Below are 19,314 nucleotides of genomic sequence, written 5' to 3' on the forward strand. Positions count from 1 at the left end.
GTGCTAACACCTTAAATTATTCAGCAGCTTCTTCTGCAGCAGCACCTTTAGGAGCATTAAGAGTCACAACAGCTTGGTCGTGATCAGCACCTTTTGCTAATTCTACAGAAGTAACACCAGCAGGAAGAGCTACGTCAGATAGGTGTAAAGTAGCACCCACTTCTAATGCAGCAACATCTACTTCGATGAACTCAGGTAAGTTCGCTGGTAAACATGTGATTTCTACTTCAGTTACGTGATGCGCAACAGTTGCACCTAATTTAGTAGCTTTTTCTTCATTGATGAAGTGGAAAGGAACTTTAGTGTGAAGTTTATGAGTAGCATCAACACGTTGGAAATCTAAGTGAGTTACAACAGGTTTGAATGGGTGACGTTGCATATCTTTAAGGATAACTTCAACTTTTTCACCGTTTACTTCAAGAGTAAGAATATGAGTGTAGAAACCTTCATCTTCTTGCGCTTTGATAACTTCTTTGTGCGCTAATACAAGTGATACTGCTTCTTTGTCTGCACCGTAAAGGATCGCTGGAACTTTACCTTCACGACGTAGGCGGCGGCTCGCACCAGTACCTAATTCAACACGAAGTTCGGCATCTAATGTATATGTATTGTTAGACATAATGTCTCCAATTAATTTAATAAAAAGTGGATACCCTTTGCGACCAAAGGTATCACCTAAAAAAGGCGCGTAATGTTACCACCGCAAAAGAATAAAAGAAATGATAGATACAAAAAAAGCGCTGCAATGCAGCGCTTTTTTTCATCCGAACCGGATTAGTGTTCAAACATTGCTGAGATTGACTCTTCGTTGCTGATACGACGAATTGTTTCAGCAAGCATGTCTGCTAATGTTAAAACTTTAATTTTATCAATTGCTAACAACTCAGCCGATAAAGGCACAGAATCAGTCACAATCACTTGGTCGATCACTGAATTACGAATGTTTTCAGCAGCGTTACCCGATAAAATTGGGTGAGTTGCATAAGCAAATACACGTTTAGCACCATGTTCTTTAAGTGCTTCAGCGGCTTTACATAAAGTACCACCAGTATCAATCATGTCGTCAACGATAATACAATCGCGACCTTCAACATCACCGATAATGTGCATTACTTGAGAAACGTTCGCACGCGGACGACGTTTATCAATAATAGCAAGATCTGTATCGTTTAATAATTTAGCGATGGCACGAGCACGAACTACACCACCGATATCTGGAGAAACGACCACAACATCTTCAAAGTTTCTTGCTTTCATGTCTTCAAGTAACACTGGGCTACCAAAAACATTGTCTACAGGAACATCAAAGAAACCTTGAATTTGTTCAGCATGTAAATCAACTGTTAAAACACGGTCAACGCCAACACTAGAAAGGAAATCAGCAACTACTTTAGCTGTGATTGGTACCCTTGCAGAGCGAACACGACGGTCTTGACGAGAATAACCAAAATAAGGAATAACCGCTGTAATACGACCTGCTGAAGCACGACGAAGTGCATCAACCATTACGATCAGTTCCATTAAATTGTCATTAGTGGGTGCACACGTAGATTGGATGATGAAAACATCCGAACCACGTACATTCTCATTAATTTGAACACAGATTTCGCCGTCACTAAAACGACCAACTTCGGCATCACCTAATTCAATATATAAACGCTTAGCAACTTTAAGAGCAAGTTCAGGTGTTGCATTACCAGCGAAGAGCTTCATGTCCGGCACGGTAGGATTCCTCAGGCACTGAATTTTTGAGTTAAGACGATGTTTAGTACACCGGTTTAACTAGAGTAAGTTTAGTTTAGCGTTTAACTCCAAATGTGCTGGAGATATATTCACGCTGTGGGCAACAAAACCTTGCCAATGTGCTGGCAAGGCATTAAGTGCTTTCGTTGCGTCTGCTTCTTCGGCAAAAGAAACAAAACAGCAAGCACCTGTGCCTGTCATTCTTGACGGGCCGTATTCTAACAACCACTGTAGGGTCTTTTCAACCTCGGGAGAAAGCTTTTTCACTAGAGATTCACAATCATTATACAATTTAGCCTCTTGCCAAGGGCCAATTATCTTCGGTGTCGAGCGTGGTAAATCAGGATGAGTAAAAATCGCTTGGGTACTAATATGCACTTTAGGGTGCACAACTAAATACCAGCGTGATGCTAGTTCAACAGCCTCAAGTTTTTCTCCGATCCCGTGTGCAATAGCAGCAAAACCTCTAACAAATACAGGCACATCGGCACCAAGTGTCACACCAAGTTCGGCAAGCTTTTCAATTGAAAAGCCACATTGCCAGAGATGATTGAGTGCCAAAAGAGTACTGGCAGCATCGGATGAACCACCTCCAACCCCTCCGCCCATAGGCAGCTTTTTAGTAAGAATGATGTCGGCACCTTGTGAGATATTACCGTGTTGCTGCAATAGACGCGCAGCTTTAAAAATTAAATTATCGCTGGTGGTTAATTCTGGGTTTTCACACTCAATAATAATTTCGCTGTCATAGCGAAGGGTAAAATCGAGTTGATCGCCATAGTTTAAAAAAACAAACAAGGTCTCCAATTCATGATAGCCATCGGGACGGCGGCCATTAATGTGTAAAAAAAGGTTCAGTTTTGCCGGGGCAATAATCGATAAAGATGACATCATGAAGAAAACTGCCAATTGTTAATGTTAATTTTAACTTTAATTTGTCCGTGGGTTAGAGTGAGTTTTTGTGCTAACCAAAAGCCATCTTGCAAGATATAGTCTTGATAAGTGATTTGCCATTGCTCACCGCGTTGATTCAATATAACAGCTGTTTGAATACGCTCAAGCTCGTCTAGTACCATATTTGGGCTAGTAAATGTCCCTTTTAACCATGCATCAGATTGTGCCAGTGGCAATTGCAGTCGTGTTAAGTTATAGAGCAATTCTTCAGCACTGGTTGCAGTGTAATTCTTATCGTCAAAAAAGAGCTCTGCGTAATCGGGAAATTGGTTAAGCTTTAAAATTTGGCTGCCAATAAAACTAGTTAAACTTAATGAACTATTGTCAGGTTCGCTGTGCCAATTAAAGTTGGCTGATTGGCGTTTTTCGGGGCTGATAAATGCGAGCTTACCGTCAATTTGCCAACTGCTTTGTTCCTTTAATGTTGACTTCCAATGTGTTGAAATGGGTTCAACGGGCACTTTTGGGCTAACACAGCCAGTTATAAATAAAAAAAAGATGATAAAAATCAAATGTAATCGCATCTATTTACGTTCCTTACTTTCCTTATTCGCTTGATTTTCGTAAAATTATTCGCTTTCATACTCGGTTAGGCGATTTTTTGCACTATGACTATAGTTGCACTTGGAATAAATCATAAAACAGCGCCTGTTGAATTACGCGAAAAAGTCGCATTTTCTGCAGAGCAACTTACTGTTGCATTACAACAATTACAGCAAGCCAATTCAGTTATGGAGTCTATAATTGTGTCGACCTGTAATCGAACCGAAATCTATTGTAGCCTTGAGGGCACTGATACCCAACTACTATTGCACTGGCTGGCGAAATTTCATCAATTACCCGTCGAACAGTTGCAAGATCACACTTACTGCTATGTTGACGAACGGGCTATTTCTCATTTGATGCGCGTTTCGTGCGGGCTTGATTCATTAGTGCTAGGTGAGCCACAAATCCTTGGGCAAATAAAGCAAGCTTATAGCGATGCCAAAGATGCACAAACTGTGGGTGTGATGCTTGAGCGTTTATTTCAAAAAACGTTTGCGGTTGCAAAATATGTCCGTACAGAAACTGACATTGGAGCCAGTGCCGTTTCTGTTGCGTATGCCGCAGTGAGCTTAGCCAAACACATTTACGGTAAATTAGATAAAACTAATGTATTGCTGATAGGCGCTGGCGAAACGATTGAACTTGTGGCGCGTCATTTACATCAAAATGGCTGTGCACGTATGACGGTTGCCAATCGCACCGTGTCACGAGCCGAAAATTTAGCAAAAGAGTTTTCAGCTCATGTGGTGTCGTTAGCTGAAGTGCCAGAGCAGTTAATTAAAGCCGATATCGTGATCAGTTCAACCGCTAGTACCTTGCCAATTATAGGAAAAGGTGTTGTTGAACAAGCGCTTAAAGCGCGTAGATACAAACCGATGTTATTTATTGATATTGCAGTTCCACGCGATATCGAAAGTCAGGTAGGTGAATTAAATGACGCCTATCTTTATACAGTTGATGACTTACAAGCGATTGTCAGTGAAAATATGGCCTCGCGAGAAAAAGCAGCCGATGAAGCCGAATCAATAATCGTCGAGCGCGTTGATGAGTTTTTACTGTGGTTAAAATCACTTGATTCAGTCGATGTAATTCGACTTTATCGAGAAGAAAGCGAAAAAATAAAGCAAGAGTTGTTAAATCGTGCGCAATTACAACTTGTTTCAGGCAAAGCGCCAGAGAAAGTATTACTCGAATTTGCCAATAAACTCAGCAATCGTATGATGCATGCACCGACTAAAGCCATTAAAGAAGCGGCTGAAGCGGGAGAAGTTTCTGAGTTGGCACAATTGAGAAAAATTTTAGGTATTGAACCCCAATAGGCATATAAATGAAAGAATCGGTTTATCGCAAGTTAGAAACGCTGGTCGAGCGTTATGAAGAAGTTGAAGCATTGCTAAGTGAAGCCAGTGTGATTTCAGATCAAGATCGCTTTCGTGCCTTATCAAAAGAATACGCAGAGCTTGAAGATGTAAGTAAAGTCTTCAATTCGTATCGCCAAGCAGAGCAAGACTTGGTTGCTGCAGAAGAGATGTTCAAAGATGAAGACCCAGATATGCGTGATATGGCGCAAGATGAGTTTAAAGCAGCAAAAGCACAGCTTGAAACATTGACTGATGAGTTACAAGTTTTAATGTTGCCAAAAGATCCAAAAGATAATAACAACGTGTACCTTGAAGTACGTGCCGGAACGGGCGGTGACGAAGCGGCTATTTTTGCCGGTGATTTGTTTCGCATGTATGCTCGTTTTGCTGAAACACAAAAGTGGAAAGTTGAAATTGTCAGTGCCAACGAAGGTGAGCATGGCGGTTATAAAGAAGTCATTGCTAACATCGCAGGTACTGGTGTATACGGGAAATTAAAATTCGAATCGGGTGCACACCGTGTTCAACGTGTGCCAGAAACTGAATCACAAGGGCGTGTTCACACTTCAGCGTGTACCGTTGCCGTAATGCCTGAAATTCCAGAAGCGGAAGCAATCGAAATCAATGCAGCGGATATTAAAGTGGATACCTTTCGTGCATCAGGTGCCGGTGGTCAGCACGTTAATAAAACCGATTCGGCTATTCGTATTACCCACATTCCAACCGGTGTGGTGGTTGAGTGTCAGGATGAGCGCTCGCAGCATAAAAACCGTGCTAAAGCGATGTCAGTGCTTGCCTCACGTTTACAACAAGCTGAAGACGAAAAGCGCCATGCAGAAGAAGCGACTCAACGTCGTAATTTAGTGGGCAGTGGCGATCGTTCAGAACGTATTCGCACCTACAACTATCCGCAAGGACGTATTACCGATCATCGTATTAATTTAACGCTTTATAAATTAAACGAAATTGTATCGGGTGACTTATTGCCAATCATTAATCCACTTGTGCAAGAGCATCAAGCCGATTTACTTGCCGCGATGAGCGACGACTAATCGTGCCAAGTCAAACATTAGAACAGGCGTTAGCATCAGCTGCTAACGCCTTTTTTGCTTGTAGCGATACCGCAAAATTAGATGCACAAGTACTGTTGCTTGATGTAATAGGGCAATCGCGCAGTTATTTATTTACTTGGCCCGATAAACTCTTAACGGCGCAACAGCAAACGCAATTTGAACAAGCGGTTGCACGGCGTTTAGCTGGTGAACCAATTGCACATATCGTCGGTTATCGTGAATTTTGGAGTTTAAAACTCAAAGTATCACCAGCGACACTGATCCCACGCCCTGATACCGAAACGTTAGTTGAACATGCCCTTAGTTTAGTGTTGCCTGAACACGCTAAAGTACTAGACTTGGGAACTGGCACGGGCGCAATTGCTTTGGCTTTAGCAAGTGAGCAACCTAATTGGTACGTTACAGGATGCGATCGCATAGAAGATGCGGTTGCTTTGGCGCAAACAAATCAAGCTGAACTTGCAATAAAAAATTGTTGTTTTGTGCAAAGTAATTGGTTTAGTGCTTTTTCAAATGAGCGGTTTGATCTTATCGTTTCAAACCCGCCGTATATAGAAGAAGATGACCCCCATTTGTCGCAAGGGGATGTGCGTTACGAACCACTTTCAGCTCTTGTTGCACCTGAACAAGGCTTGGCAGACATTCGTACTATCGTCGATCAAGCTCGAAATTTTTTAACTATGGGTGGTTATTTATTACTTGAGCACGGTTATCAACAAGGCGAACAAGTAAGTGCAATTTTCTTACAAATGGCATATAAAGATACTATAACTATTAAAGATTTAGCTGGTAATGATCGCGTAACCTTAGCTCGGTGGTGTGGTTAAATGTCTTAAAGCGGTTTGCGTGGGCCAATAGATGAATTAAGGAGCGATAATGGCGAATGATTTTTTATTTTCAGATGAACCTGAACAACCAGTAGCAAGGGTCAACCAAGGTTACTGGAAAGTAATAATAGTCGATGATGAGCCCGAAGTTCACGCTGTTACCAAACTCGCCTTAAGTGATTTTGAGTTTCAAGATAAAAAATTACAATTTATTAGCGCCTATTCAGGCAAAGAAGCTAAAGAAATTATTGTTCAGCATCCTGATGCAGCCATTGTTTTGCTTGATGTTGTAATGGAAACCGATGATGCAGGGCTAAAAGTCGCACAATTTATTCGCGAAGTTGCTCATAATCATCATGCCAGAATTATTCTTCGTACCGGTCAACCAGGCCAAGCGCCAGAAAGGCAAGTTATTGTTAATTATGATATTAATGATTATAAATCTAAAACTGAACTCACCGCGCAAAAACTTTTTACCGTTGTAATGTCGAGCCTTCGTTCGTATCGCGATATTTTATCTATCGAAAAGTCACGTCTTGGACTTGAGCGCATCATTATTGCTTCACGCGATTTATTTTCAGCCCATTCCATGGATAATTTTATTCATGGTGTCATGCAGCAATTGACCTCTATTTTAGGCACTGTGGATGAAGCGCTTTATGCCACCTCTTTAGTTGCGAGTAACCCAAATGATACTGAGTCGAACTTAATTGTTTTTGCCGGCCAAGGTGACTTTGAAAAAAGCGAAGGCAAATCGATTGACGAAGTACTCAGTATTGAGCAAATTCAGGCGTGTAATTTAGCGCTTAGTCAGCGTTCTATTGTGTATAAAGATAACTACCTTTTTGCTTATTGTTCAAGCCGTTGTAATCACAACTCAATGCTATATGTATCGGGGATCCCAAAACAACTTAACGCAACCCATAAGCATCTGATAGAGATTTTTGCGCAAAATGTGCAAGTCGCATTTGAAAACGTACAGCTTCAATCTGAAATCGAAGATACTCAACGCGAAATCGTTTATCGTTTAAGTGAAGCGGTTGAACAGCGCTCGGAGGAAACGGGTAATCATGTAAAACGTGTTTCGTTAATTAGTTATGAACTTGCCCGTGATTACGGCTTAAGTGAAACAGATGCGGAAACTTTAAAGCATGCAGCGCCATTACATGATGTGGGTAAAATTGGCATTGCAGATACTATTTTACATAAACCCGACTTATTAAATGAACAAGAGTGGAAAGTCATGCAAACCCATGCATCTAAGGGGCATGAAATATTAAAAAATTCTCGTCGTTCTATTATTCAAGCCGGAGCACTTTTAGCACAGGATCACCATGAGAAATGGGATGGTTCAGGTTATCCCGCAGGTAAATGTGGTGAAAAAATCCATATTTATGGTCGTATAGTTGCGCTTGCTGATGTCTACGATGCATTGCGCCATAAACGATGCTACAAAGAAGCATGGTCGCTTGAAAAAGTGCTTGATGAGATAACGATCCAAAAAGGGCGTCATTTTGAGCCTAAGCTGGTGGATATTTTTATCGATAATATTGCTAAATATGAGCACATTCTAAAAATGTATCCGGATAAATAAACGATGGATTACATGGCAGCAAAAAACCTACATATGATGTTTGCCATGTTGAGTATCAGTTTGTTTTATTTACGTGCTTTCTCACGAATTTTTTCACTTAAAACGGCCAGTAACCGTATTATTTATGTCACTAGCCATACAATTGACACTGCGTTTTTGTTATCAGGTGTCTATCTGGTAACTCTTTTACAGCTCAATCCGCTTATCAATGGTTGGCTGTTAGAGAAGCTAGTGTGTGTAGTGGTGTACATTGGGCTTGGGTTTGTATTGGTTAAGCAAACGCAGCGTCGCGCACAGCTTTTTATATTGTTACTTTCAACCTTATGCTTAGGTTTAATCGGTTTTTTAGCAACACATAAAAATGCGTTTATTGTTTAATACATTAATTAACCTCAAAAGAGGTGATTAATCAATCTCAGGCAGTTATTTTCAACGCTAACGGCGTTGAATTTACTTACAATAGGCTAGCTATTGACGCGTAAATTCGCCTTGTTATCCTTAAACGTTTCCGGCTACAGACTTGAAAAAAAATTTACCAATTCAATATCAATACGTTAGTAAATCTCTTAACCAAAGCTCAGGTTAATTATAAACAATTGGCTTAGGCCGGTTTTTTGTTGTTAAAACTCACTCAATAGCTCCAATAAAGAGTAGTAAGCTCACTATTATTTAACCGATAAAACACAAGCCATTAAAGCCATGCCTTGGACATAAAACTAGGTTCTTGTTTGGTTATTAAGCAATGTAAACACGCAATTGATGCAAACAAACCCATGCAAGCAGGATATCTAATCAATGGTGTTTTTTAAGGATGAAACTTAAAGGTAGAAAAGGTAAACTGTGCGCCGTTTTGTAATTAATTTAGAGTAGTACAGGTATTGATGTCAGATATCTGGGTAGATGAACAAGAAGTTGAGTATCTAACCCCAATTTACAGTTGCTTAAAAGCGCAAAAAGAATGGCAAGCTGATTTTGATATCCAGCCAAGCCTTGATGCACTAGATACGTTTGTTGAAGAAGCAAGAATAGCCGCTGATAAGTTTGCCACATTTGACGAGTCACTCAATGGCATCATCGATTTGTTTTTTGGTGATTGGGCATTTAGTGGAACGAATCAATCTATTGCTGAGAGCAAGCTCAACTCGGTTTCTTATGCGCTTGCTTATCGCACAGGTAGTAGCTTTGCGATGGCGATTATTTTAGATTACGTGCTCAATGAAAATGAGTTTGTCTCTGAAGTCGTTGTGGAGTATGGTGAGCTTATGGTGCATGTTCGCTGTAGCGAAATGGAAGGGTATTTTATTGACCCCGTTTCAGGGCATCAAAGTTGGTACATCAAAACAGAAAATGGCACTGAAGAAGACAACAGCGACCACTTTCAAGTTATCCCACCAGAAGATCTCGTAAAGTTATTTATAGGCCACCAAAAGTGGGCATTCATCAGCGAAAAACGTTATATCGATGCACTCAAATGTGTTGAAATGCTAATGGAGATGATAGGCGACGACCCGTATGAGCGTCGTGATAGAGGTTACCTACTCAAGCAACTTGATTGTCATAATATTGCCCGTGATGATTTTGAGTTTTTTATTAATGAATGCCCTGATGATCCCGCTTCTGAGTTAATTCAACATCAATTAGATGAAATGGACTATCAACATCATACGTTCCACTAAATTATAAGGAGAATAAATTGTCAGCTTCCGATCCTGTGCTCATTACCAACGATGCCGTCGTACTTGGTCTATTAGCCATTATTTTAGGTTTTGTTTTTAAAACCTCACACAGCCAACATCATTTTTGGCAAAAATTTTATAAATACGTACCCGCATTATTACTGTGTTATTTTTTGCCTTCGTTGCTCAATACATTTGGCATCGTCGATGGTAACAAATCGAATGTCTATTACGTGGCCTCACGGTATTTATTACCTGCTTGTTTGATTTTGTTAACGATAAGCATTGATTTAAAAGCCATTATTAATTTAGGCCCCAAAGCGCTCATCATGTTTTTAGTGGGTACACTTGGCATTGTGATTGGTGGGCCAATCGCTATTTTAGTCGTTAGTATGGTTAATCCTGAAATCGTTGGTGGTCATGGCCCAGATGCGGTGTGGCGCGGTATGACTACGGTTGCAGGTAGCTGGATTGGCGGTGGTGCAAACCAAGCCTCAATGAAAGAAATGTTTGAAGTGGGCGGTGATATTTTCTCGGTGATGGTCACCGTTGATGTGATAGTGGCTAATATTTGGATGGCGGTATTGCTGCTTATGGCTGCCAATCATAAAAAAATTGATGCTGCCACTGGTGCAGATACCAGTGCCATTGAAGAGCTAAAACAACGTGTTGAAGCCTATCATGCCCAGCATGCAAGAATGCCAACCTTAAATGATTACATGACCATTATTGCTATTGCCTTTGGTATTACTGGTTTTGCACATTTTATGGCTGATATTTTAGGGCCATTTTTTGGTAACAACTTTGCATGGGCACAAGCGTACAGCTTAAACAGCACATTCTTTTGGTTAATAGTGATTTCAACCACCATAGGTATCGGGTTATCGTTCACTAAAGTACGCCAAATTGAAGCTTTTGGTGCTTCAAAAGTAGCCTCGAGCTTTTTATATATTTTAGTGGCGTCGATAGGCCTACATATGAATGTCACGGCTATTTTTGATAATCCGGGTTTATTTTTAGTCGGTATTATTTGGATGTTGGTCCATGCAAGCTTAATGTTAATTGTGGCCAAAGCCATTAAAGCGCCATTGTTTTATATGGCGGTGGGCTCACAAGCCAATGTGGGCGGGGCTGCGTCTGCGCCTGTTGTTGCGTCAGCGTTTCACCCATCACTTGCGCCAGTGGGTGTATTATTAGCAGTACTCGGTTATGGTGTAGGCACATATATGGCTTACATTTGTGGTTTAATGATGCAAGCGGTTGCACCTTAAGGAATAAAAAATGAATACAGATATTATTAACATTCAGTCGATTGAAGTTGCGAACAACAAGCCGTTTGTATTGTTTGGTGGCATGAATGTACTTGAATCACGCGATTTAGCGATGCGCATTGCGGAATACTATGTAGAAGTCACTACAAAATTAGGCATTCCATACGTGTTTAAAGCGTCTTTTGATAAAGCGAATCGCTCATCAATTAATTCATACCGTGGTCCAGGCCTTGATGAAGGGTTAAAGATTTTTCAAGAAATCAAACAGACCTTTAATATCCCACTTATCACGGATGTGCACGAGCCTCACCAAGCTGCGCCTGTTGCAGAAGTGGTTGATGTGATTCAATTACCTGCATTTTTAGCCCGTCAAACCGATTTAGTGGTGGCGATGGCTAAAACCGGCGCAGTGATCAATGTGAAAAAACCACAGTTTTTAGCACCGCACGAAATGCGCCACATTATTCAAAAGTTCCATGAAGCAGGCAATGACAAGGTTATTTTATGTGAGCGTGGTTCAAGCTTTGGTTATAACAACCTCGTGGTTGATATGCTGGGCATGGATGACATGAAACATCAAGCGCCAGTGATTTTTGATGCCACGCATGCGTTACAACGTCCAGGTGGCCGCACCGATTCGGCTGATGGTCGCCGTGCACAAGCGGCTGAGCTTGCCCGAAGTGGTATGGCATTAGGTATTGCTGGCTTATTTATCGAAGCGCATCCAAATCCAAATGAAGCAAAATGTGATGGGCCGTGTGCGTTACAACTTGATAAGCTTGAAGGCTATTTACGTCAGATGAAAGCTGTAGATGACTTAGTAAAAAGCTTTGAACCACTTGATACTAGCGCAACTTAATTAAGAATTACGATTGTGTAATTGAAAAACTAAAAGGAGGCAAATGCCTCCTTTTTTGTTATTGGTTGGTGTGCTGTTACTCGCTTTGCATTTGCTGTTCCGGTGTGGTTGGAATACTTGGCGTTGCTGCTGTTGCAATCAGCACCGTAGCAGGGGCAGGCAGTGTGATCACAGCATGCTGTTTTTGTAACTCTGTCAGTTGGATCGTAATGGTTGCTTTAATCTCTTGCGCGACTAATTTTTTCAGTTCTAAGTGCTGCTCATTGGCAAAACTTGTGGTACTAAAAACGCTCATTGCTAAAGTGAATGACAGTGCTAGCTTGTTCATATCGTCCTCGATATTGAATGAAAAATATTTATGCAGATTATGGGCATAAATATCTTAAATATTTAAGTCAATTTAAATTCTATGGCAGCTAAGTGCTTGGTTGGTGCTACTTCTTGCGCTGCGCGTAAATAATAAGCAAAAAAATTGTCTTTTAACAACGATCATTTATAATGCGTTCAGATAAAAAAAACTAATGAATAACTGGGTGGAATATGTCTAGACGTTTACCGCCGCTTAATGCACTTAAGGCATTTGAAGCCGCCGCTCGAAATCTCAGTTTTACTAAAGCTGCTGAAGAATTGTTTGTTACCCAAGCCGCTGTGAGTCATCAAATTAAAACCTTGGAAGATCATCTCGGTTTAAAACTCTTTTTACGTAAAAATCGCTCGTTATTACTGACCGAAGAAGGGCAGGCGTATTTTCTCGATATTAAAGAAATTTTTGGTCAATTAGTCGATGCAACTGAACGTTTGTTAGCTCGTGGTGCCAAAGGCTCAATTACGGTGAGTTTAACACCAAGTTTTGCTATTCAATGGTTGATCCCACGGCTTAATTTATTTAATGAAGCTCATCCAGAAATTGATATTCGAATTAAAGCGCAAGAATTAGAAGAAAACTCACTGACCGATGATGTTGATGTAGCTATTTATTATGGCCGCGGCCACTGGAATGGCGTGCAAACTCATAAGTTACATACCGAGTATTTAGTGCCGCTATGTAGCCCTATGTTACTCAATGGCCCAAAACCGCTGATGCACATTAATGATTTAGAAAACCATACCTTGCTACACGATATGACACGCAAAAATTGGAAAACCTGGATGAAAACTGCTGGGGTGCGCAATATTAAAGTCAATACAGGGCCGATTTTTAGTCATTCATCAATGGTATTACAAGCCGCGATCCATGGCCAAGGTGTGGCGCTTGGTAACAGTGTGTTGGCAAGGCCAGAGCTTGATGCAGGGCGATTGGTAATTCCTTTTAGCCATATTTTAGAAAGTAAAAATGCCTACTATTTAGTGTGTCGCGAATCCCAAACGGAGCTGGGTAAAATTGTCTCGTTTAAAGAGTGGATGCTCAGCATGGTAGAAGTGGAGCAAATTGAAGCAGGATTTAGCGAATAATGGCAATTGATTGGTTTAAAAGCGACACACCTATAGCCCAATTGTTATTTGCTCATGGCGCAGGTGCGGGTAAAGATTCTGAATTTATGCAGCAAATGGCGCAATTACTGAGCGCGCAGGGCATTAATGTCGGCTTATTTAATTTTGAATATATGGATAAAGCCATCTTACTTGGGCGTAACCAACCGCCGCAGCGCGCCGATAAACTTATCAGCTACTTTAATCAGATGCTCAAGCAGCTTGACTCTAATTTGCCGATATTTATTGGCGGAAAATCAATGGGCGGGCGCATGGCCTCATTATTAGCGTGCGAGCAAGCGGTTAAAGGGGTGATTGCATTTGGATACCCATTTCATCCCCCAAAGAAAAAAGATACACTGCGCACCGCTCATTTTGATGCGTTACTCGCGCCACTTTTTATCGTGCAAGGCGAGCGCGATACCTTTGGCGAACGCGCGTTTGTCAATGAGTTGCCACTGCTTGGGCCTGTCACTATTGCGTGGATAGAAGATGGCGATCATTCATTAATACCACGAAAACGCTCAGGGTTTACTCAAGCGCAAAACTGGCTAAACAGCGCTAAACTTGCGGCAGATTTTATGAAAAAGGTGAGCCATGATTAAGTTAATGTTGGTATTAGGCGCTGCATTTGCAGGCCTTGCCGTGATATTAGGAGCTTTTGCTGCCCATGGCTTAAAAGCCACCTTGTCGAGTGCTTCGTTGCAAGTATTTCAAACAGGGGTGCAGTATCAAATGTACCACGGTTTGGCGTTGATTTTATTTGCGCTGGTGGCAAAGCAAGGCGTGGCGTTAATTGGCCCCGCAGCGCTACTTGTCGCAGGCATTGTATTCTTTAGTGGTAGTTTATATTTACTCAGTACCTTTGGGTGGAAATGGCTTGGGCCAATTACCCCCTTAGGTGGTGTATGTTTTATTGGTGCATGGGTGTGGTTTGTTGTGCAAGTCATTCGCACAGAATTTTAAAAGGTTAAAAATTAATGTCTTGTATTGTTATTTATTGTCGCCCAGGATTTGAAAGTGATGCGGCGGGCGAAATCACTTACCATGCTACTGAGTTAAATATTGCAGGTTATGTAAAAACCAAACCTAATACTGGTTTTGTGGTTTTTCAGTGCTTTAATGCCGACGACAGCGCTACCTTAATTAAACAAGTCGACTTTTCTCAACTGGTTTTTGCCCGCCAATGGTTTTGTGGGGTGTTGGTTGAACAACTGCCACAAGATGATCGTGTTAGCGCTATTGCAGCGGCTTTAATGGATATGCCAACGGGTTCGGATCTGCGGGTTGAAACCCCCGATACCAACGAAGGCAAAGAACTACTTAAATTTTGTAAAAAAATTACCGTGCCACTGCGTAATAAATTAGTGGCGCAGCGCAGTTTAGTAAAAGATGGCCCAAGCAAATTACCGAGTTTGCATATTCTATTTTTAGATAACGCCACGGCGTATGTTGGGTATTCATGGAATAACAATAACTCCGATTTTTTTATGGGCATTCCACGTTTACGTTTTCCAAGTGCTGCGCCAAGTCGCTCTACCTTAAAACTTGATGAGGCCTTTATTGTTTTTGTGCCAGAAGCCGAAAAAGAAAAGCGCTTAAGCCCAGGAATGCGCGCGGTCGATTTAGGTGCTTGCCCAGGTGGCTGGACATATCAACTGGTTCGCCGTGGTATGTTTGTGCAAGCCATCGACAATGGCCCTATGGCGCAATCGTTGATGGATACCGGCCAAGTGAAACACTACACGGTTGATGGTTTTAAATTTCGCCCCGAAAAACGCAATATTGATTGGCTAGTGTGTGACATGGTTGAAAAACCAGACAAAGTAACACAACTGATGATTGATTGGGCTGTAAATGATTACGTTAAAGAACTCATTTTTAACTTAAAACTCCCGATGAAAAAACGCTTTGATAGCGTGTATGAAAATTTAGCCCTTATTCATAGCGAAATGAATAAATACGGTATTGAATATGCGCTGCAAGCCAAGCATTTATATCACGACCGAGAAGAAGTAACGGTGCATTTGCGTGTCATTAAAGTGCCACAAAAGCTTTATAGCTAAGCGCTTGTTACTCAGCAACGAGCTGATTCATAACGTATAAGAAGCCGAGGAATCGGCTTTTTGGTTTTTGAAATATGTGCAATCGTGTTTTTGGCCTGTGCAAGCTTGCAGGAATGTAGGTGCAAACCTGCTTGCGAAGGTGAGCGCAGATCTGTAGATACCCATAAACATCTCATTGAAAAGCAACATACTAGTTTTAAATTTGGCTAATCATTTCGTGTTTTGGACGATATTAATGGCGTTATGGATTTTGCGCTCAAACCCAAATCAACACCTTCATCTTATTTGCCTATCAATCGAGACTGCTAGCCCTGTTTTTATTAGGGCTAGCGAGGCTATTTAAACGTTTAGGCGCATTGCGCTTTAGCTAAAAGTTCTTGTCTTACGATGTGCGCACCGGCGCTGAGGGCATTGAGTTTGCCTTGGGCGACATTGCGGGCTAGGGGGGCCATGCCGCAGTTGGTGCAGGGGTAAAGTTTATCGGCATCAACAAATTGCAGTGCTTTTCGCAGTGTGTTGGCTACTTCTTCAGGGGTTTCAATGGTATTGGTAGCAACGTCGATGGCGCCAACCATGACTTTTTTACCGCGAATAAGTTCTAGTAGTTCCATCGGTACATGGGAGTTGTGGCATTCGAGCGAAATAATGTCGATATTCGATTGCTGCAGTTTCGGAAAGGCTTCTTCATATTGACGCCATTCAGAGCCTAAGGTTTTTTTCCAATCGGTATTGGCTTTGATGCCGTAGCCGTAACAAATATGCACGGCAGTTTCGCATTTTAGCCCTTCAATGGCGCGCTCTAAACACTTAATGCCCCAAGCGTTTACCTCATCAAAAAAGACATTAAAAGCTGGCTCATCAAATTGAATAATATCCACGCCTGCGGCTTCTAATTCTTTGGCTTCTTGATTGAGAATGATGGCAAATTCCCATGCAAGCTTTTCGCGGCTTTTATAGTGGTCGTCATAAAGGGTGTCAATCATGGTCATAGGGCCAGGGAGCGCCCATTTGATTGGCTGGTTGGTTTGCTTGCGTAAAAACTTAGCGTCTTCAACAAAAACGGCTTTTTGGCGAGAAACCGGGCCAACAACCGTGGGTACGCTGGCGTCGTAACGGTCGCGAATTTTTACGATTTTACGCTTTTCAAAATCTACGCCATTGAGGTGTTCAATAAAGGTGGTTACAAAGTGTTGGCGTGTTTGCTCGCCGTCGCTGACAATATCAATGCCTGCATGTTGTTGGCTTTGCAATGATAAGCATAGGGCATCGTGTTTGCCGTCGGTTAATTCGTCATTGTGCAATTTCCATGGTGACCAAAGCGTCTGGGGCTCTGCAAGCCATGAGGGTTTGGGTAAGCTACCCGCGGTTGATGTGGGTAATAGGGTGTTACTAATGTGATTTTTCATAATTCATAATGCCGTCAATTAAGGTTGAGTGTGCAAGCCAAAGTTAAACCGAGTTTTTTGTGGCGTGCGATTAAACGTAACTTGCTGACCATTGCTCAAGCACTGTTTGGTAAGGTTCGATAAAATGCTCTTGGGCAAATTTACCTTGTTCGGTGGCTAATTTGCTGCGCTCTTCACGGTCATACACAATTTGAGTGAGTGAATGGTCAAGATTTTTTAAGCTTGGTTGATACGCCTTTCCTGCTACGGCATTTGCATTATAAATTTCTGGACGATAAATTTTTTGGAATGTTTCCATCGTGCTGATGGTGCTGATCAGCTCAAGGCTGGTGTAATCATTGAGCAAGTCACCTTTAAAATAAAAAGCCAGCGGTGCAACACTGTTAGGTGGCATAAAATAACGTACCTGTAAGCCCATCTTTTTAAAATATTGCTCTGTTAATGAAGACTCATTTGGCTGGTATTCCACTCCTAACACTGGGTGCTGGTTTTCAGTGCGGTGATAGGTTTTGTTGTCCGATACACTGAGGCAGATAACGGGTGGCTTGTTAAAATGCTGCTTATAGACCGCTGAATTAACAAAAGCTTGAAACAGCTTGCCGTGCAATTCACCAAAGTTATCAGGAATGCTGAAAGTGGGCTGATTTTTATTATGTGCTTGCAGTAATACGCTAAAGTCGTAATCACGTACATAAGATGAAAAGTTATTACCAACAATGCCTTCAATCAGTTTGTTGGTTTGATGATCAATGATATTGGTTTTTAAAATTTCAATGGATGGAAAGCTTTCGCCACTGCCTGCAATATCGACATGCACCGAGACAATTTCAAGCGCTACGCTGTAACGTTTGGCGGTGGGGTTATCCCAATTTGCTAGCGCATTAAAACGATTGTCTATCATGTTTAAGGCGTTGCGCAGGTTTGCTTGGCGATAACTGCCACGTGCTAAATTAGCAAAGTTGGTGGTGATCCGCGTTTTATCTGACGGATGGTAATTCTCGTCTAGCGTTAAGGTTTTAATGGTAAATGTAAAGTCGGTAGTCATGGTCGTTGGGTATCCAATAATGTAAGTTCAAACCAGAGTTAATTGTGGGCTGCACTTTTTAACAGCATGAGATGATTTATACGTTGTTGGGTACATGAAGAAAAACGGTTTAATTTCACATTTAACATGAATTGGATTCATTATTGATGTTCCTTCTAGCGACAAATTGCAGCGCCACTTGTGCTTTTTAAAGGAACTAAGAGTTAATTTTAATTAGAAATCTAGATGGCTAAGCGCGTCTTTGATTCAGGTGCAAAAAATTCACTTAAAACATGAAGAATATTCAGGGCTCTTTTGGCGTTTAAAGTAGCAATACGCATCAATTATATTGATATACTCGCGCCCAATGTTGCGAGCTTATACGGGTTCTGATTGCATAATGTGATTGTTTATCATTGGCTTGTGTTAAAAATTGCGTGGCTTTATACGCCTAAAGTTGTGCTGCTTGTGCATGAATATCTCGATTGAACCACTGATATTGAACGATTTAATCCACTAAACAATAGGCTGACTGAATATCACTGCACGCGTGTGAGGCTGTTGCCCTTAAAATAATAAAGAGATCAACTGAATGAATGAATTAATAATGTTAATCCTATGGTGCGCACTCCTTGGTAGTGGGGTTGGTTTTTTAGCTGGCCTGTTAGGCATTGGCGGTGGCTTGGTGATTGTGCCAATTCTGAGTGTGATTTTACTTCACTTTAATGTGTTACCTGCCGAACAAGTCGTGGTTGCTGCAATTGCGACGTCTTTAGCATCGATACTCTTTACCTCTACGTCATCAGCACTTGCGCATCATAAAAATGGTAACGTCCCTTGGGAGCTGGCTCCTTGGATCATGACAGGTGTAGCCTTAGGTGCATTGGTAAGTGGTTTTATCGCGGCCTTGCTGCCTGAACACATTGTGCGAATTGTATTTGCAGTCAGTGTGGTGCTCATTGCGTTAAAAATGTTATTAAGCAGCAAAACAAATGCCCCTGTGGAGCGAAAGCTCCCTAATAAAGGAGTTTTGACTTTTTTTACCACCTTAACAGGGGCGCTCTCGGCCATGATTGGCATTGGTGGTGGGGCAGTATTGGTACCGTTGCTGACATTTTTTTCAGTCGATATGAAAAAAGCGATTGGTTGCGCCTCTGCCTGTGGCATTGTGATCGCATTATTTGGCTCTATCGGGTATATCAGCTCTGGCAGCGCGCATTATGCGTTAAAAGAAGGGTTTGCTGGTTTTGTGTATTTACCGGCTTTATTAGGAATTGTTTGTACGTCGTGGTTCACCGCACCGTTAGGTGCTAAAGCGACCCATTATTTACCGGTTTCAACCATCAAGAAAATTTTTGCAGCTGTATTGTTCGTTATGGCGGCAAAAATGATTTTTAATTAACCTCAGCTTTGGATAAGAGATTTAACAGCGTGTTAAATTAAA

20 protein-coding genes are annotated in these 19,314 nt (G+C 41.5%); 13 read left to right on the forward strand and 7 right to left on the reverse strand.

Annotated elements, in window-relative coordinates:
- Nucleotides 1–16: 16 nt before the first annotated feature.
- The 4 genes from AC3KZC_RS05580 to lolB form a co-directional block, all read right to left on the reverse strand.
- Nucleotides 17–619 carry a 50S ribosomal protein L25/general stress protein Ctc gene (locus tag AC3KZC_RS05580; protein ID WP_490580235.1) on the reverse strand — a complete coding sequence of 201 codons (603 nt, stop codon included), beginning with the start codon at nt 617–619 and terminating at the stop codon, nt 17–19.
- 155 nt (nt 620–774) lie between these two features.
- Entirely contained in the window at nt 775–1,722 is a 948-nt protein-coding gene (locus AC3KZC_RS05585; protein WP_490580234.1) for a ribose-phosphate pyrophosphokinase, read from the reverse strand.
- A gap of 60 nt (nt 1,723–1,782) precedes the next feature.
- Nucleotides 1,783–2,634, reverse strand: coding sequence for a 4-(cytidine 5'-diphospho)-2-C-methyl-D-erythritol kinase (gene ispE, locus AC3KZC_RS05590; RefSeq protein WP_490580238.1), 852 nt, complete (start codon nt 2,632–2,634; stop codon nt 1,783–1,785).
- Complete coding sequence (lolB, locus tag AC3KZC_RS05595; RefSeq protein ID WP_490580233.1) at nt 2,634–3,221, reverse strand: lipoprotein insertase outer membrane protein LolB; 588 nt, start codon at nt 3,219–3,221, stop codon at nt 2,634–2,636. Before lolB ends, ispE begins: the two co-directional genes overlap by 1 nt.
- 84 nt (nt 3,222–3,305) lie before the next feature.
- Between lolB and hemA the strand changes: the two genes are divergently transcribed.
- From hemA to kdsA, 8 genes are all read left to right on the forward strand, one after another.
- Complete coding sequence (hemA, locus tag AC3KZC_RS05600; RefSeq protein ID WP_490580232.1) at nt 3,306–4,562, forward strand: glutamyl-tRNA reductase; 1,257 nt, start codon at nt 3,306–3,308, stop codon at nt 4,560–4,562.
- Nucleotides 4,563–4,570: 8 nt separating this feature from the next.
- Nucleotides 4,571–5,656 carry a peptide chain release factor 1 gene (prfA, locus tag AC3KZC_RS05605; protein ID WP_490580231.1) on the forward strand — a complete coding sequence of 362 codons (1,086 nt, stop codon included), beginning with the start codon at nt 4,571–4,573 and terminating at the stop codon, nt 5,654–5,656.
- A 2-nt stretch (nt 5,657–5,658) separates the two neighbouring features.
- Nucleotides 5,659–6,504 carry a peptide chain release factor N(5)-glutamine methyltransferase gene (gene prmC, locus AC3KZC_RS05610; protein ID WP_490580230.1) on the forward strand — a complete coding sequence of 282 codons (846 nt, stop codon included), beginning with the start codon at nt 5,659–5,661 and terminating at the stop codon, nt 6,502–6,504.
- A 49-nt stretch (nt 6,505–6,553) separates the two neighbouring features.
- On the forward strand, nt 6,554–8,098 hold the full coding sequence (locus tag AC3KZC_RS05615; protein WP_490580229.1) for a DUF3369 domain-containing protein: 1,545 nt from the start codon (nt 6,554–6,556) through the stop codon (nt 8,096–8,098).
- A 12-nt stretch (nt 8,099–8,110) separates the two neighbouring features.
- The gene (locus AC3KZC_RS05620; RefSeq protein WP_490580228.1) at nt 8,111–8,476 is read left to right on the forward strand and encodes a SirB2 family protein; all 366 of its coding nucleotides are present in this window, start codon (nt 8,111–8,113) and stop codon (nt 8,474–8,476) included.
- Nucleotides 8,477–8,979: 503 nt separating this feature from the next.
- Nucleotides 8,980–9,774: a tetratricopeptide repeat protein gene (locus tag AC3KZC_RS05625; protein ID WP_490580227.1), complete on the forward strand. Its 795-nt coding sequence runs from the start codon at nt 8,980–8,982 to the stop codon at nt 9,772–9,774.
- A 17-nt stretch (nt 9,775–9,791) separates the two neighbouring features.
- The gene (locus AC3KZC_RS05630) at nt 9,792–11,045 is read left to right on the forward strand and encodes a DUF819 family protein (RefSeq protein WP_490580226.1); all 1,254 of its coding nucleotides are present in this window, start codon (nt 9,792–9,794) and stop codon (nt 11,043–11,045) included.
- A gap of 10 nt (nt 11,046–11,055) precedes the next feature.
- On the forward strand, nt 11,056–11,904 hold the full coding sequence (kdsA, locus tag AC3KZC_RS05635; RefSeq protein ID WP_490580225.1) for a 3-deoxy-8-phosphooctulonate synthase: 849 nt from the start codon (nt 11,056–11,058) through the stop codon (nt 11,902–11,904).
- 76 nt (nt 11,905–11,980) lie between these two features.
- On the opposite strand, the gene AC3KZC_RS05640 is transcribed toward kdsA, so the two are convergent.
- On the reverse strand, nt 11,981–12,232 hold the full coding sequence (locus AC3KZC_RS05640; RefSeq protein ID WP_490580224.1) for a hypothetical protein: 252 nt from the start codon (nt 12,230–12,232) through the stop codon (nt 11,981–11,983).
- A gap of 212 nt (nt 12,233–12,444) precedes the next feature.
- On the opposite strand from AC3KZC_RS05640, the gene AC3KZC_RS05645 reads away from it, so the two are divergent.
- The 4 genes from AC3KZC_RS05645 to rlmM are packed head-to-tail and all read left to right on the forward strand — an operon-like array spanning nt 12,445 to nt 15,440.
- Complete coding sequence (locus AC3KZC_RS05645) at nt 12,445–13,356, forward strand: transcriptional regulator GcvA (RefSeq protein ID WP_490580223.1); 912 nt, start codon at nt 12,445–12,447, stop codon at nt 13,354–13,356.
- Nucleotides 13,356–13,979 (forward strand): alpha/beta family hydrolase, encoded by a 624-nt coding sequence (locus AC3KZC_RS05650; protein WP_490580222.1) that lies wholly within the window; start codon nt 13,356–13,358, stop codon nt 13,977–13,979. Before AC3KZC_RS05645 ends, AC3KZC_RS05650 begins: the two co-directional genes overlap by 1 nt.
- Nucleotides 13,972–14,340 (forward strand): DUF423 domain-containing protein, encoded by a 369-nt coding sequence (locus tag AC3KZC_RS05655; protein ID WP_490580221.1) that lies wholly within the window; start codon nt 13,972–13,974, stop codon nt 14,338–14,340. The genes AC3KZC_RS05650 and AC3KZC_RS05655 overlap by 8 nt, the downstream gene beginning before the upstream one ends.
- Before the next feature lie 14 nt (nt 14,341–14,354).
- Nucleotides 14,355–15,440 carry a 23S rRNA (cytidine(2498)-2'-O)-methyltransferase RlmM gene (gene rlmM / locus AC3KZC_RS05660; protein ID WP_490580220.1) on the forward strand — a complete coding sequence of 362 codons (1,086 nt, stop codon included), beginning with the start codon at nt 14,355–14,357 and terminating at the stop codon, nt 15,438–15,440.
- Nucleotides 15,441–15,787: 347 nt separating this feature from the next.
- Here the strand turns inward: rlmM and AC3KZC_RS05665 are convergent, their stop codons facing one another.
- Both AC3KZC_RS05665 and AC3KZC_RS05670 read right to left on the reverse strand, forming a co-directional pair.
- Complete coding sequence (locus AC3KZC_RS05665) at nt 15,788–16,846, reverse strand: methionine synthase (protein ID WP_490580219.1); 1,059 nt, start codon at nt 16,844–16,846, stop codon at nt 15,788–15,790.
- Nucleotides 16,847–16,916: 70 nt separating this feature from the next.
- Nucleotides 16,917–17,891 carry a DUF1852 domain-containing protein gene (locus AC3KZC_RS05670; protein ID WP_490580218.1) on the reverse strand — a complete coding sequence of 325 codons (975 nt, stop codon included), beginning with the start codon at nt 17,889–17,891 and terminating at the stop codon, nt 16,917–16,919.
- Nucleotides 17,892–18,462: 571 nt separating this feature from the next.
- On the opposite strand from AC3KZC_RS05670, the gene AC3KZC_RS05675 reads away from it, so the two are divergent.
- Nucleotides 18,463–19,272: a sulfite exporter TauE/SafE family protein gene (locus tag AC3KZC_RS05675; RefSeq protein WP_490580217.1), complete on the forward strand. Its 810-nt coding sequence runs from the start codon at nt 18,463–18,465 to the stop codon at nt 19,270–19,272.
- Nucleotides 19,273–19,314 lie beyond the last annotated feature (42 nt).

This window comes from Pseudoalteromonas sp. J2K-J031, assembly GCF_058197095.2.

What these genes read in the sequence shown, in the direction of transcription:
- AC3KZC_RS05620 (WP_490580228.1), top strand. Translation starts at nt 8,111, where the DNA reads ATGGCAGCAAAAAACCTACATATGATGTTTGCCATGTTGAGTATCAGT.
- AC3KZC_RS05670 (WP_490580218.1), bottom strand. Translation starts at nt 17,891, where the DNA reads ATGACTACCGACTTTACATTTACCATTAAAACCTTAACGCTAGACGAG.
- hemA (WP_490580232.1), top strand. Translation starts at nt 3,306, where the DNA reads ATGACTATAGTTGCACTTGGAATAAATCATAAAACAGCGCCTGTTGAA.
- AC3KZC_RS05675 (WP_490580217.1), top strand. Translation starts at nt 18,463, where the DNA reads ATGAATGAATTAATAATGTTAATCCTATGGTGCGCACTCCTTGGTAGT.
- prfA (WP_490580231.1), top strand. Translation starts at nt 4,571, where the DNA reads ATGAAAGAATCGGTTTATCGCAAGTTAGAAACGCTGGTCGAGCGTTAT.
- kdsA (WP_490580225.1), top strand. Translation starts at nt 11,056, where the DNA reads ATGAATACAGATATTATTAACATTCAGTCGATTGAAGTTGCGAACAAC.
- AC3KZC_RS05650 (WP_490580222.1), top strand. Translation starts at nt 13,356, where the DNA reads ATGGCAATTGATTGGTTTAAAAGCGACACACCTATAGCCCAATTGTTA.
- AC3KZC_RS05645 (WP_490580223.1), top strand. Translation starts at nt 12,445, where the DNA reads ATGTCTAGACGTTTACCGCCGCTTAATGCACTTAAGGCATTTGAAGCC.
- AC3KZC_RS05665 (WP_490580219.1), bottom strand. Translation starts at nt 16,846, where the DNA reads ATGAAAAATCACATTAGTAACACCCTATTACCCACATCAACCGCGGGT.
- lolB (WP_490580233.1), bottom strand. Translation starts at nt 3,221, where the DNA reads ATGCGATTACATTTGATTTTTATCATCTTTTTTTTATTTATAACTGGC.
- AC3KZC_RS05655 (WP_490580221.1), top strand. Translation starts at nt 13,972, where the DNA reads ATGATTAAGTTAATGTTGGTATTAGGCGCTGCATTTGCAGGCCTTGCC.
- ispE (WP_490580238.1), bottom strand. Translation starts at nt 2,634, where the DNA reads ATGTCATCTTTATCGATTATTGCCCCGGCAAAACTGAACCTTTTTTTA.
- AC3KZC_RS05580 (WP_490580235.1), bottom strand. Translation starts at nt 619, where the DNA reads ATGTCTAACAATACATATACATTAGATGCCGAACTTCGTGTTGAATTA.
- AC3KZC_RS05615 (WP_490580229.1), top strand. Translation starts at nt 6,554, where the DNA reads ATGGCGAATGATTTTTTATTTTCAGATGAACCTGAACAACCAGTAGCA.
- AC3KZC_RS05640 (WP_490580224.1), bottom strand. Translation starts at nt 12,232, where the DNA reads ATGAACAAGCTAGCACTGTCATTCACTTTAGCAATGAGCGTTTTTAGT.
- rlmM (WP_490580220.1), top strand. Translation starts at nt 14,355, where the DNA reads ATGTCTTGTATTGTTATTTATTGTCGCCCAGGATTTGAAAGTGATGCG.
- AC3KZC_RS05625 (WP_490580227.1), top strand. Translation starts at nt 8,980, where the DNA reads ATGTCAGATATCTGGGTAGATGAACAAGAAGTTGAGTATCTAACCCCA.